The organism is Neomesorhizobium albiziae, assembly GCF_900114255.1.
GTDB classification, from domain to species: domain Bacteria; phylum Pseudomonadota; class Alphaproteobacteria; order Rhizobiales; family Rhizobiaceae; genus Neomesorhizobium; species Neomesorhizobium albiziae.
The window spans coordinates 1-12,646 of record NZ_FOSL01000054.1; the positions used below are offsets into that span (position 1 = coordinate 1).

Sequence of the window (12,646 nt, forward strand, 5' to 3'; positions counted from 1 at the left end):
CCGGCATCCCTGATGGTGGTAGCAATGGCGGCATTGGTGGCGATGGCGTCGATCGAGACGAGCGTGCCCTTGCGGCCGTCATTTGCCGCCAGGCGCTCCACAAGTAACGGGATCGCGGTCGTCTCGTTGCTCTTGTCACTGACGGCTTCCTGGCCGAGCACGAGGCGCGCGGTGGTGGCGAAGGCGGAGACCAGATGCAGCGGGGCCTTGCCGGCACTGCGATCGTGGCTGCGCCGTGAAGTCTTGCCGTCGATGGCGACGAAGTCCGGCTTGTCAGGCCATGCCTCGCGCACCCATGAGGTGAAGGCGGCAGAGAACAGGCCGGGATCGATGCGATTCATCAGCATGGTCAGCCAGCGCCCGCCCGGCACGCCGTGATGGTAGGGCAGATAGCGGCGCAGGAAGTCGAGATGGGCCGCGCTCCAGTCGGCAATCAGATCATAGTCGTCGCAATCGCAGATCGTGCCGCAGACCACCAGAAGCAGGACTTCCTGCAGCGGATGCGCTACCCGCCACGGCTCGCGTGGGTCTTCAATCGCGGAGAAATGCTCCAGCAGTGCCTTCAGGCGTGGCTTCTCAAACCCTTCGAGGGCGGCAATGGTCATGGCAGGGCTCCGAATCATGGCAACCCCCATGGAATCAGATCAACCGCAATCCCAAAAGCGCGTTAACCCGAGTTCGCAGCCCTGGCTGGCGCGGGCTTGACATTGCTTATACTCACAGCAAGTATATGCTAGTTATTTTCAACTAGAGTATAATTTGGGGGCATCGATGAGCGCCGTGCTGCCTACGGCCGCGTTCCTCTACGAGCGCGTCCGACGGGTGATCCCGCCAATCGAATGGCCGGCTTTCACCGACGACATCGAAGCCATCCTCGCGCTGAAGTGCGAGCGCAAAGCCGTCATCCTGGCGCACAACTACCAGACGCCCGAGATCTTCCATTGCGTCGCCGACATCGTCGGCGACAGCCTGGCACTGGCCCGCAAGGCAATGGCGATCGACGCTGATGTCATCGTGCTGGCGGGCGTGCATTTCATGGCCGAGACGGCCAAGCTCCTCAATCCGGACAAGACCGTGCTCATCTCGGATCTCAGCGCCGGTTGCTCGCTGGCCGACTCTATCACGGCCGCGGACGTGCGGCTGATGCGTCAGCGCTATCCCGGCGTTCCGGTCGTCACCTATGTCAACACCTCGGCCGCGGTGAAGGCAGAGTCCGACATCTGCTGCACCTCAAGCAATGCGCTCGCGGTCGTCGAGTCGCTCGACGTACCGCGCGTGATCATGCTGCCTGACGAATACCTGGCGAAGAATGTCGCCGCTAAGACGGATGTCGAGATCATCGCATGGAAGGGCCATTGCGAGGTGCATGAGCGCTTCAATGCCGAGGACATCCGCGAACTGCGTGAAACACATCCCGGCGTCGTCGTCCTCGCCCATCCCGAGTGCCCGCCGGAGGTTGTCGCCGAAGCGGATTTCTCGGGTTCGACCTCCGCGATGTCAGACTATGTGGGCCGGGAGAAGCCCAAGCGTGTCGTCCTGATGACGGAATGCTCGATGAGCGACAACGTCGCCGTCGCTCATCCCGACGTCGAGTTCGTCCGCCCCTGCAATCTCTGCCCGCACATGAAGCGAATCACGCTTGCCAATATCCGTGCCGCGCTCGAGGAGAACCGCCACGTCGTGACCATCGACCCGCGGGTCGCTACCCACGCCCGCCGCGCAGTCGAGCGCATGCTCTCCATATGAGCCTCGACATCCAAAACATCGGCGGGGCGCCGCTCATCATCGGCGCCGGCCTTGCCGGGTTGATGACGGCCCTTCATCTGGCGCCGGAGCCGGTCGTGCTCCTCTCCAACGCGCCGCTCGGAACCGAAGCCTGCAGCGAGCTGGCACAGGGCGGTCTTGCGGCAAGCCTCGGCGGCGACGACGGCCCGGAGCTTCATCTTTGCGATACACTGGCGGCCGGCGACGGCCTTTGCGACGAAGCGATGGTGCGGCGGGTGGTCGAAGCTGCACCCAGGGCGATTGGCAACCTTGAGCGCTTCGGCGTCGCCTTCGACCGCGGCCCTGACGGCGCGTTGCGGCTCGGGCTCGAGGCGGCGCACTCGCACCGGCGCATCGTGCATGCCGCCAATGACGCCACAGGCCGCGAGCTGGTCCGCACATTGGCCGCCGCCGTGCGGCGCACGCCGTCAATCACGATCCTCGAGGGGATGGAGGCTCGCCGCCTGATTGTGGAAGACGGCGCAATCGCCGGCGTACTGGTGGTCGGTGGCACGGGTACAGTCGCGATGTCCACGTCACGCGTGGTACTCGCGACCGGCGGTATCGGCGGCCTGTTTAGCGATACGACGAACCCGCTTGGCTCATGTGGACACGGCCTGGCGCTCGCCGCGTGTGCCGGCGCAGAGCTCGCCGATCTGGAATTCGTGCAGTTCCACCCGACCGCGCTTGACAGTCCGCGGCGGCCGATGCCGCTGGTGAGCGAGGCCGTGCGCGGCGAAGGCGCGGTGCTCGTCGACGAGCGAGGACAGCGATTCCTCGCCGACACGCCTGGCGGCGAGCTCGCGCCACGGGACGTGGTCGCGCGGGCCGTGTGGCATCAGCTTGCTGCCGGGCGTCGCGTGTTTCTGGACGCCCGCAAATGTCTCGGCCCGAGATTCGGCAAGCGCTTCCCGGCTATCGCCTATCTTTGCCAGGAGGCAGGTATCGATCCCGCCGTCGAGCCGATCCCGGTGCGCCCGGCAGCGCATTATCATATGGGCGGCATTGCTGTAGACGCCGTCGGCCGCAGCTCCCTCGCGGGCTTGTGGGCCTGCGGCGAAGTTGCATGCACCGGGCTCCACGGCGCCAACCGCCTCGCCAGCAACTCGCTCACGGAAGCGGTGGCGACAGCCGGCTGGGTTGCCGAAAGCGTCGCCGGCGCATCACCGGGCCGCCGCCGGCGCTTGTTGTCCACGCTCGTGCCCCCGCGGCCGGACCCTTCGTGCATACGTCCGGTTGCCTCCGAGGCTCTGGGCATCATCCGGGACGGCGAAGCGCTTCGCGAGGCCGCAGCCGCACTGCTGCAGATCGCCGCTGTCAACCAGGCCGCGTCCGATCCGGCTTTGGTGGCGCTGATGATCGCCATCGCGGCGCTTCGACGCAAGGAGAGCCGCGGTTCGCATTACCGGTCCGACTTCCCAAGGCGCAATGCGGCTGCCCGCCCATCACGTCTTACGCTCGGCATGGCGGTGCAGGCCGCAGTCGCCCTCAGCTGGCGAGCCTCGACACGGAGCACCTGATATGATGTCTTTCTCTCCCCTCCCTTCGACCGTGATCGAACCGATCGTGCGCAGTGCCCTTCTGGAAGACCTGGGTAGAGGCGGCGACCTGACGAGCGATGCGGTGATCCCCTATGATTGCAGCGCCACCTTGGTGCTTAAGGCGCGACAGGCGGGCGTCGTTGCCGGGCTCGATCTGGTCGCGTTCGCCTTCCTGCTCGTCGACCCGGCGATCGACATGCAGATCCGGCGCCCTGACGGCAGCGATGTCGTGGCGGGCGAGACCATCGCGAAGGTGTGCGGACCGGCGCGGGGCCTGCTGACAGCCGAGCGCACGGCCCTCAACTTCCTGTGCCGCCTGAGCGGCATTGCGACCGCCACTGCGGCGATCGTCGACGCCGTACGTGATCACAAGGCGAGGATCGTGTGCACGCGAAAGACGACGCCCGGCCTGCGCGCGCTGGAGAAATACGCCGTGCGCGTCGGCGGCGGCGCCAATCACCGCTTCGGCCTCGACGACGCAGTGCTCATCAAGGACAACCACATCGCGATCGCCGGCGACATCCGCACGGCGATCGAACGGGCCCGCGCCGCCGCCGGCCACATGGTGAAGATCGAGGTCGAGGTCGACACGCTCGACCAGCTCGAAATCGCTCTCGCGCTGGGAGTCGATGCGGTTCTGTTGGACAACATGTCGGTCGAGGATCTCGCCCGCGCGGTGGCAATGGCCGGCGGCCGCGCCATCACCGAGGCTTCCGGTCGGGTGACGCCGAAAACGGCTCCGGCGATCGCCGCGACCGGCGTCGACCTCATCTCGGTCGGATGGCTGACACACAGCGCGCCGATCCTCGATATCGGCCTGGATATGCCGGCCGACTGGAACACGCGCACGCACTTGAACTGATGGAGAGGGAATGGAGAGCAATAGCAGGTTCGGAGCTGCGCGTGGACGCTGGAAGGTGCTTGAAGCGAGCCTGCACCCCCGTGCGGCGGGTCCTTCAACGACCTGCGGCTCCAGGCGCATTGCGTCGACCGCGAGACCTTCGATCCCGTCGGGTCCGGCTCCGTCGGCCGCCCGGCGCCAAGACTGCCGCCCGCCAAGGGTTGCTCATTGCACCCGGTCTTCGCCGCCGGCACCAGCAAGGCGTGCGACGTCGCGTGACGGGAGCTGAAATTTGTTCTGGAGGAATAGGATGCGCAAGATCGTCGCCGGCAAGCTGCACGGCATCCACGTCACCGAGGCCAATCTCGACTACCATGGCTCGATCACGCTCGACCCTGACCATTGTGAGGAAGCAGGCTTCCTGCCGATGGAGTTCGTCGAGATATGGAACAAGAATTCGGGCGCGCGCATCTCGACCTATGTGATCCTCGGCGAACGCGGATCGCGCTCTTGCATCCTGAACGGCGCCGCGGCGCGCACCTGCCAGCCGGGCGATCAGATCATCATCTGCAACTCGGTCTATCTGGACGAGACAGAGCTGACAGCGCTCAAGCCACGCGTGCTGACCTTCGACAAAGACAATCACATCACCGAGCGATTGACGTATTCCGTCGAGCGCAATGCGGACGGGGGCTACAGCTTCTCAATCCTCAACGAGGCTCGCAACGCCCTCCCCGTACCCGCGCTGGTAGGCAGTTCATAACTGACCACGCTCGCTATCGAACAGACTTCTGCACGCGCTCAGCGGACCAGCAACAAAGGCTTTTGACGATGAAGATGGGAACGAACGCCGAACTCAATAGGAACCCGGCCATAGAACTAATCAACGGAGCGCTGCCCCGATGGAACCGCGCAGGGGCCGAGGCTACCCACGGCATGCCGTTCAACGACTTGCTCTTTCTGGCTCAGACGATCCATCGCCAGAATTTCGATCGAAACCGGGTGCAGCTGTCGCAGCTCATCAGCATCAAGACCGGCGGCTGCCCGGAGGATTGCGGCTATTGCAGCCAGTCGGCGCACCACCCGTCGGGGCTCAAGGCCTCGAAGCTGATCGAGGTTGAACGCGTCGTCGCCGAGGCCAGGAAGGCGCGGGACGCGGGCGCCACGCGCTATTGCATGGGCGCCGCCTGGCGCAGCCCGAAGGAGCGCGACATGGAAGCCGTGGTCGCCATGATTGAGGGCGTGAAAGCGCTCGGCATGGAGACCTGCATGACGCTCGGCATGCTCGATCTTGACCAGGCGCAACGGCTCAAGCAGGCCGGCCTCGATTACTACAACCACAACATCGACACCTCCGAGCGCTACTACAGTGAAATCATCTCGACCCGGACCTTTGCAGACCGCCTGGAAACGCTCGCCATTGTCCGCGAGGCGGGCATCAAGGTCTGCTGCGGCGGCATTATCGGCATGGGAGAAGAGAAGGCCGACCGCATCGCTATGCTGGTCACGCTCGCCAACCTGCCGGAGCCGCCGGAAAGCGTGCCGATCAATATGCTGATCCCGATCAAAGGCACGCCGCTTGCCGAGGCCGACCCGATCGATCCGATCGAGTTCGTCCGCACCGTCGCGCTCGCCCGCGTCATGATGCCGAAGTCCTATGTGAGGCTCTCCGCCGGCAGGACGGCGATGAGCGACGAGATGCAGGCGCTGTGCTTCTTCGCGGGTGCGAACTCCATCTTCGTCGGCGACACTTTGCTGACCGCCGAGAACCCGGGAGAGGATAAGGACAGCGCTCTTTTCCGCCGGCTCGGTATCAAGCCGGCTGCGCGCGAGGCCCTATGAAGGGGCGAGCTTTGCTCGACCGTTACGAGGCGACTTTGCGTGGCATGGCCCGTAAGAACCGGTTGCGGACCCTGAGCAGCCGCTCAGGCCTCGACTTTGCCTCCAACGACTATCTCGGCCTCGCGCGGTCGAGACGAATGGCGGAGGCGGTTGGTACGGCACTCGCCAATGGCACGTCCGTCGGCGCGACCGGCTCGCGGCTTCTGCGAGGCAACGATTGCAAGCACGAGTTGCTCGAAGCCAAGGCAGCCGAGTTCTTCGGCGCCGAGCGGGCGCTGTTTTTCGGCGGCGGCTATATCGCCAATTTCGCGGTGCTGATGACCCTGCCGCAGAAGGGTGATCTGATCGTGCTGGATAAGCTGATCCATGCCAGCGCGCATGAGGGGGCGCGAGCCGGCCGTGCCGAAGTGACGGAAGCCGCGCACAACGATGCGGACACGGTGGACGATTCAATCCGGGCCTGGCGCGCAAGGGGTGGAACCGGCCGCGTGTGGATTGTGGTAGAGAGTCTCTACAGCATGGACGGCGACCGGGCTCCGCTCGCCGAGCTGATCGAGGTCGCGGACCGCCACGATGCATTCCTGTTCGTCGACGAGGCGCACGCCACCGGCGTCTACGGTCCAGACGGACGTGGCCTCGCCCACGATCTCGAAGGCCGCTACAATGTCGTGGTGCTGCACACCTGCGGCAAGGCGCTAGGGGCATCCGGCGCTCTGGTTACCGCGCCTGCGGTTCTATGCGACTATCTCGTCAACCGCTGCCGCCCCTTCATCTACGCCACAGCGCCCTCGCCACTAATGGCGGCGGCGGCCACCGAGGCGCTCGCCATTCTTCGTGACGAACCGGAGCGTCGCGAGCGGCTGACCGGTCTCGTCGAATTTGCCTGTGAGGCGATCAAAACACGCTGTGGTATTACGCCGAGCGGCTCGCAGATCCTGCCGGTCATCGTCGGCGACAATGCCCGCACGATGGCGCTGGCCGCGGCGCTGCAGGCGCGCGGCTTCGACGTGCGCGGCATCCGCCCGCCGACCGTGCCCCAAGGTAGCGCGCGTCTGAGGATTTCGCTGACGCTCAATGTCGATCGCGTCAACGTTGCCGCCATGATCGAGGCGCTGGCGGAGGAATGGGAGCGCATCAAGGCGTGAACAGGACCCTCGTCATCACGGGCACTGATACCGGAATCGGCAAGACAGTTGTCGCGGCCGGTCTCGCCGGCCTGCTGTGCGGCGCCTACTGGAAACCCGTGCAGTCGGGCCTTGACGGCGAAACCGACAGCCAGACGGTTGCACGCCTCGGCGAACTGACGCCCGAGCGGATCCTGCCCGAAGCCTGGCGCCTGACGCGGCCGCTATCGCCGCATCGTGCCGCCGAGCTCGAGGGCGTGACGATCGACCCCGACCGCCTCGTCCTGCCCGAAGTCGAATGTCCCTTGATCGTGGAGGGCGCCGGCGGCCTGATGGTGCCGCTCACCCGCAAGATCCTGTTCGTCGACGTCTTCGCCCGGTGGCAAGCGCCGGTGGTGCTGTGCGTGCGCACCGCCCTCGGCACGATCAACCACACGCTGCTTTCGATCGAGGCGCTGCGCCGCCGCGACATCCCGTTGCTCGGCGTGGCCTTTATCGGCGAGGCAATGCCGGACACGGAGTGCACGATCGCTGGAACCGGCCAGGTGCGCGTGCTCGGCCGCCTGCCCTTGCTCGACCCGCTGACGGCCGGGATCCTGCGCGCGGCCATGACGTCATACTTCGACATGGCGGCATTCGATGAGGTCAAAGAATGAACGGCTCGGCGGTCTGGCATCCCTTCACCCAGCACGCCGTCGAACCGGCCATGCCGTCCGTGGTCTGGACAGAAGGGGCCTGGCTGCAGACGAATGACGGAACGCGCATCCTCGACGCCATATCCTCATGGTGGGTGGTCACCCACGGCCATCGCCACCCGAAGATTATGGACGCGATCCGGAATGCGACCGAGACTTTGGACCAGGTGATCTTCGCCGGACTCACCCATGAGCCGGCCGAGCAATTGGCATCGGCGCTGGTTGAAATGACGCCTTCGGGCCTCGACTGGGTTTTCTATTCGGACAGCGGGTCGACCAGCGTCGAGGTGGCGCTGAAAATGGCGTTGGGGTTCTACCGCAACAACGGTGCGCCGCGCTCGCGCATCGTCGTGATGGAATCGAGCTACCACGGCGACACCATCGGGGCGATGAGCGTCGGCGCGCGCGGCGTCTTCAACGCCGCCTATGAGCCTCTGCTGTTCGAGGTCGACACCATCCCCTTCCCCGCGGCAGGCCTCGAGCAGAAAACGCTCGACCGCTTTGAACAGCTGGCGCGTGACCGCAGGGTTGCAGCGTTGATCGTCGAGCCGCTGGTGGTCGGCGCCGGTGGCATGCTCATGTATCCCGCCTGGGTTCTCGCAGAACTCAAGCATATTGCCGCGCGTTCCGAGACGCTTTTCATCGCCGACGAAGTCATGACCGGTTGGGGCCGGACCGGTACCGTGTTCGCCTGTGAGCAGACCGGAATCTCGCCGGATATCCTGTGCACATCCAAGGGGCTGACCGGCGGCGCGATCCCACTTGCCGCAACGCTTGCCACCGATGCGATCTTCCGTGCGCATTACTCCAAAGATCGCGCGAAGGCCTTCTTCCATTCGAGCTCTTACACCGCGAACCCGATCGCTTGCGCGGCAGCACTCGCGAATGTCGGCATCTGGAACGATGAGCCTGTGGGGAAGCGCGTGGCTGCCCTGGCACGGATGCAGGCGGAAAAAGTTGCGCGGTTCAGCGAGGATCCGCGCTTTGAGGATGTGCGCACGACCGGCACCATCGCCGCGCTGGACCTGCGCGTCGGCAATGCCGGCTATCTGGCCGAGGTCGGCCCAAGGCTGCGCGCCTTTTTCCTCGAGCGCGGATTGCTGGTCAGACCGCTTGGCAACGTCATCTATGTGTTGCCGCCCTATTGCGTGACATCGGGCGAGCTCGACCGGCTCTATGAGGCCATCGACGAGGCGGCCGAGCCTGCAAGCGACAGCACATGAGCCGCGCGGCGCGCATCATCGGCTTTGGCCATCACGTGCCGCCGCGCAGGGTCGGCAATGCCGAGATCGAGGCAAGCCTCGGGCTGGAAGAAGGTTGGATCGAGGGACGCACCGGCATCCGCTCGCGTTTCTGGGCGGAGCCCGGCGACACGCTCTCTGGGCTGGCCACAAAAGCCGGCGACATGGCTCTCAATACCACCGACATCGATTGCAAGGAGATCGGCCTGCTTCTGCTCGCCACCTCGACACCGGACCACCTGCTGCCGCCGAGCGCGCCGCTGGTCGCCCATCAGCTCGGTCTCTCCAATGCCGGTGCCGTCGACCTGGCAGGCGCCTGCGCCGGCTTTATCTACGCCCTGACCTTCGCCGATGCCTTTGTCCGGATGTACGGCAAGCCGGCCCTGGTCATCGCTGCCAATATCCTCAGTCGCCGGATCAACTCGGCCGAGCGGGCGAGTGCGGTGCTCTTTGCCGACGGCGCCGGCGCGGTGGTGCTCGCCCCTTCCAAAGATCCCGGCCACGGCATCCTGGGGTGCTCGGTTGCCGCGGACGGGTCGGCCTATCGCCTGATCCATATTCCGGCGGGTGGCAGCAACCGTCCATTTTCCCACGAGATCGACATCGCCGAAACTCGCATGACCATCGCCGACGGCCGCGCGGCCTTCGCCAAGGCCGTCGAGATGATGAGCCGTTGCTCCATCGAGGCGCTGGCGGCGGCCTGCGTATCTGCGCCAGACGTCGCCCGTTTCGTGCCGCATCAGGCAAATGCCCGAATCTTCAACGCGGTCGGCAAGGCGCTCGGGATCGAGGATCAGCGCATCGTCAAAACGATCGCTGAGTATGGAAACTCGTCAGCCGCGACGATCCCCCTGTCGCTGTCGATCGCGCACTGCGCCAAACCCTTTCGGCCTGGTGAGAGACTGCTCTTGGCGGCGGCTGGTGCGGGCCTTACGGGCGGGGCGCTGGTGGTGGGCGTTTGAGTAAACAGGCCGAACGATGGCCCGACATCGACGCTTTACTCGCGTTCCGCTCTGGGAGGGCTCTGAATTGATCCCAAGCTTCCCATTGGTTATCGCCTACAGGAAGGAAAGGCACTGGATCCCGCTGGAGCATGGCTGATCGAAAAATTTGCTTCTCATAGATAGTATAGTTGCGCGAATCCTTCTGGAGCTCGTCTGAAATGTTGCCTGAGCGCCTCGTCGCCGCCTTCCTCAGCCGCCAAGCTCCGAGCCCGAAAGGGGCGATTATCATCGCTCCGATGAACATCTGACGCGGTCGCGATTTTCGGGTCATACCGCGTCAGCCCGTTTTTCTAAGAATGTGGACTTGTTTGACCAGCAAGAGAAGAAGGTCCTCATTGTGCCGGTCATCATCCCAACCCCATGACGATCATGATCGGGCCGGCCGCGATCTGAAGCAAGCGTCCGGCGCGCTTCATGCCTTTCAGCCGCTCGGCGAGGCTTTCGCTGACACACGCCGACAGCGGGAAGGAAACACCCAAGGCCGGCTGAATAAAGGCCGAGCAGTGCGATCCCATTCGATGCGGTTGAGGAAAGCGCGCTGACGGTGAGGATCGCCCGAGAACCGGTCCGATGCAGGGAGTCCAGCCGAGCCGAAAGCAAGACCCAGAGTACCAGAATATAAGCGCCGAGCGGTCGGCCGCCGGCCAGGCTGCCATCAAAGCGAAATTCTTGCTCCAACCACGGCAAACCGCACCAGGCCGGTCATGAACAGCCCGAAGAGAACGACAATCACCCGCCGAGAATTTTGGTTCGATGGCGGTAGGCCAGAAGCAGGCGGCTTATTGCCGTGGCGCTCGCCCCCAGCGCCACGAATAAGGTCGAGAAAGTGAGAACGACAAGGCGCTGAGGAGCAATATGGAAGCCGGCTGCCAACAAAACGGGTATGGTCCGCCGACTACAGTGTTGCCGACCATATAAGAGATATAGCCCGCACAAGAGGCAGCACGCATGGCGAGATTGCACGGCCGCCAAGGCGGTCAAAAATGCCAATTTTGCAGATGTGGAAAGACCGAACCTGAGCCTTTGCGCGCGCATTGGCGATCGAGCGTTGCAGCCGGGCCACCTCGACCACCCCGGGGATCACGTCGTCGCCGACCACCAACGCCGGCGTGCCGGTGATGTACAGATCGTTGGCGAGCGCGCGATTGCGCGCGATGGCGCCTGCGATGGCCGGGTCTTCCATGTCCCGCTTGAGCTGCTCAACGTCGAGGCCCACACGTCCTGCGATGGTTAAAGAGGTCCTTTCGTTGACCAGGCCGTGAAAACCCATAAGGGCGAGGTGGAACGCCTCATACTTTCCCTGTTTGCGGGAGGCGAGCGCCGCCACCGCGGCGAATTCGGAAGCGGGTCCCAGGACCGGGAACTCTTTAAACACAAGCTTCACATTGAGATCGTCCTTGACGGCTTGCTGGAAATTGACGGCTTCCGCCCGGCAATCCAGGCAGTTGTAGTCGAAGAATGCGACCAGAGCGACGTCGCCTTCCGGATTGCCGGCGATTGGCGCAGCCGGGTCGTTGAAGAGTGCGTCGCGCCGCTCCGGAATGAGGATCCGCAACTCCGCCGCGAGCTGGCGCTGGTCTTCCAGCCGGTGCAGGCCCTCGACGATGTAAGGATAGTGCAGTAGCAGCGCCAACCCGGAAAAAAGCAGGGCAAGGACTGAAAGAGCGATAAGGCCGGCAGTTAAATTAGACATGGGTCGGGCTCCAATCAACAGTGAACGGCAGGGCAGCAACTGCTGGCGTATCGGCGTAAAAGTGGGTCATTGCTTTTGATCGCTTGCCCAGCGGTTCCCGCAATACGGGAAGTTGCTGGGGCTCATAGCTATCGATGCCGGTACCATCTCGCGGTTCCTATGACGGCTTCGCGCCAACGGCCGACCCCAATCCCTGAGCGGCGCTCGCGCGAGCTAGCCAGCCACGACCGCCGTTCGCCACGCCGGGCCACTTGACCCTCCACCGCCAAAGCGCCGAAGGGTCCGCTCGCGAAGGCCTCTGCCAATCGTCCTTCATCGGGCTCGCCCTCCAGCGAGCGACGACGAGTGTTCCCACTGCGTAGCCGAGGAAATTCGTCAGCGCCCGGCATTCCGACATGAAGTGGTCGACGCCAAGGATCAGCGCCATGCCGGCGGCCGGGGCGGTCGGGACGACAAAGAGCGTTGCAGCTAACGTGACGAAGCCTGCACCGGTAATGCGAATTGCTCCCTTCGAAGGGAGCATGGCGACAAGAAGCAGCAGGATCCGACCGCCGATCGAGAGATCGGTATTCGTCGCCTGCGCGATGAAGAGGGCCGCCAGCGTCATGTAGATATTGGTGCCGTCCAGATTGAAGGAATATCCGGTCGGGATGACGAGACCCACGACCGAGCGCTTGGCGCCGGCCTTCTCCATTTTCTCCATGAGAGAGGGCAGCGCGGCCTCCGAGGAGGACGTTCCGAGGACCAGCAGCAGCTCTTCTTTGATGTAGCGGATGAGAGAAAAGATCGAGAAGCCGTTGTAACGACAGACCGCGCCGAGAACCCCGAACACGAAGAGGAAGGCAGTGAGATAGAACGTCGCGACCAGCATCGCGAGGTTGACCACCGAACCGATGCCGTA

General features: G+C 64.3%; 12 protein-coding genes and 1 pseudogene. 9 read left to right on the top strand and 4 right to left on the bottom strand.

All coding sequences use genetic code 11. The features are described from left to right. A partial coding sequence (locus tag F3H98_RS29790) for an ISAs1 family transposase (protein WP_425294895.1) occupies positions 1-605 on the bottom strand: 605 nt, incomplete at its 3' end. 166 nt (positions 606-771) lie between these two features. Here F3H98_RS29790 and nadA point away from each other — a divergent pair. The 9 genes from nadA to F3H98_RS29835 all read left to right on the top strand — a co-directional run bounded on the left by nadA (position 772) and on the right by F3H98_RS29835 (position 10,010). Beyond that, the gene (nadA, locus tag F3H98_RS29795; RefSeq protein WP_149764504.1) at positions 772-1,746 is read left to right on the top strand and encodes a quinolinate synthase NadA; all 975 of its coding nucleotides are present in this window, start codon (positions 772-774) and stop codon (positions 1,744-1,746) included. Continuing rightward, the gene (locus F3H98_RS29800) at positions 1,743-3,284 is read left to right on the top strand and encodes an L-aspartate oxidase (RefSeq protein ID WP_149764506.1); all 1,542 of its coding nucleotides are present in this window, start codon (positions 1,743-1,745) and stop codon (positions 3,282-3,284) included. The genes nadA and F3H98_RS29800 overlap by 4 nt, the downstream gene beginning before the upstream one ends. Positions 3,285-3,288: 4 nt before the next feature. Then, positions 3,289-4,167 (top strand): carboxylating nicotinate-nucleotide diphosphorylase, encoded by an 879-nt coding sequence (nadC, locus tag F3H98_RS29805; RefSeq protein WP_149764524.1) that lies wholly within the window; start codon positions 3,289-3,291, stop codon positions 4,165-4,167. Positions 4,168-4,456: 289 nt separating this feature from the next. Next, positions 4,457-4,909: an aspartate 1-decarboxylase gene (panD, locus tag F3H98_RS29810; RefSeq protein WP_149764508.1), complete on the top strand. Its 453-nt coding sequence runs from the start codon at positions 4,457-4,459 to the stop codon at positions 4,907-4,909. Positions 4,910-4,977: 68 nt separating this feature from the next. Further along, positions 4,978-5,988, top strand: coding sequence for a biotin synthase BioB (gene bioB, locus F3H98_RS29815; RefSeq protein WP_149764510.1), 1,011 nt, complete (start codon positions 4,978-4,980; stop codon positions 5,986-5,988). Next, positions 5,985-7,133 (top strand): 8-amino-7-oxononanoate synthase, encoded by a 1,149-nt coding sequence (locus F3H98_RS29820; protein WP_149764512.1) that lies wholly within the window; start codon positions 5,985-5,987, stop codon positions 7,131-7,133. The genes bioB and F3H98_RS29820 overlap by 4 nt, the downstream gene beginning before the upstream one ends. Beyond that, positions 7,130-7,768, top strand: coding sequence for a dethiobiotin synthase (bioD, locus tag F3H98_RS29825; protein ID WP_149764514.1), 639 nt, complete (start codon positions 7,130-7,132; stop codon positions 7,766-7,768). The genes F3H98_RS29820 and bioD overlap by 4 nt, the downstream gene beginning before the upstream one ends. Continuing rightward, complete coding sequence (locus tag F3H98_RS29830; protein ID WP_149764516.1) at positions 7,765-9,030, top strand: adenosylmethionine--8-amino-7-oxononanoate transaminase; 1,266 nt, start codon at positions 7,765-7,767, stop codon at positions 9,028-9,030. Before bioD ends, F3H98_RS29830 begins: the two co-directional genes overlap by 4 nt. After that, the gene (locus F3H98_RS29835; RefSeq protein WP_149764518.1) at positions 9,027-10,010 is read left to right on the top strand and encodes a beta-ketoacyl-ACP synthase III; all 984 of its coding nucleotides are present in this window, start codon (positions 9,027-9,029) and stop codon (positions 10,008-10,010) included. Before F3H98_RS29830 ends, F3H98_RS29835 begins: the two co-directional genes overlap by 4 nt. A gap of 389 nt (positions 10,011-10,399) precedes the next feature. Here F3H98_RS29835 and F3H98_RS32775 read toward each other — a convergent pair whose 3' ends face one another. The 3 genes and pseudogenes from F3H98_RS32775 to F3H98_RS29850 form a co-directional block, all read right to left on the bottom strand. Continuing rightward, positions 10,400-10,531 (bottom strand): hypothetical protein, encoded by a 132-nt coding sequence (locus F3H98_RS32775; RefSeq protein WP_483237997.1) that lies wholly within the window; start codon positions 10,529-10,531, stop codon positions 10,400-10,402. A 416-nt stretch (positions 10,532-10,947) separates the two neighbouring features. Beyond that, positions 10,948-11,685: a DsbA family protein gene (locus F3H98_RS29845; protein ID WP_244622001.1), complete on the bottom strand. Its 738-nt coding sequence runs from the start codon at positions 11,683-11,685 to the stop codon at positions 10,948-10,950. Between the two features lie 188 nt (positions 11,686-11,873). Further along, positions 11,874-12,646: pseudogene (locus F3H98_RS29850) on the bottom strand (cation:dicarboxylate symporter family transporter); the annotation flags it as partial.

Excerpts from the sequence above, each read along its gene's own strand:
- F3H98_RS29835 (WP_149764518.1), top strand. The coding sequence starts at position 9,027 with ATGAGCCGCGCGGCGCGCATCATCGGCTTTGGCCATCACGTGCCGCCG.
- bioB (WP_149764510.1), top strand. The coding sequence starts at position 4,978 with ATGAAGATGGGAACGAACGCCGAACTCAATAGGAACCCGGCCATAGAA.
- nadA (WP_149764504.1), top strand. The coding sequence starts at position 772 with ATGAGCGCCGTGCTGCCTACGGCCGCGTTCCTCTACGAGCGCGTCCGA.
- F3H98_RS29820 (WP_149764512.1), top strand. The coding sequence starts at position 5,985 with ATGAAGGGGCGAGCTTTGCTCGACCGTTACGAGGCGACTTTGCGTGGC.
- F3H98_RS29800 (WP_149764506.1), top strand. The coding sequence starts at position 1,743 with ATGAGCCTCGACATCCAAAACATCGGCGGGGCGCCGCTCATCATCGGC.
- panD (WP_149764508.1), top strand. The coding sequence starts at position 4,457 with ATGCGCAAGATCGTCGCCGGCAAGCTGCACGGCATCCACGTCACCGAG.
- F3H98_RS29830 (WP_149764516.1), top strand. The coding sequence starts at position 7,765 with ATGAACGGCTCGGCGGTCTGGCATCCCTTCACCCAGCACGCCGTCGAA.
- nadC (WP_149764524.1), top strand. The coding sequence starts at position 3,289 with ATGTCTTTCTCTCCCCTCCCTTCGACCGTGATCGAACCGATCGTGCGC.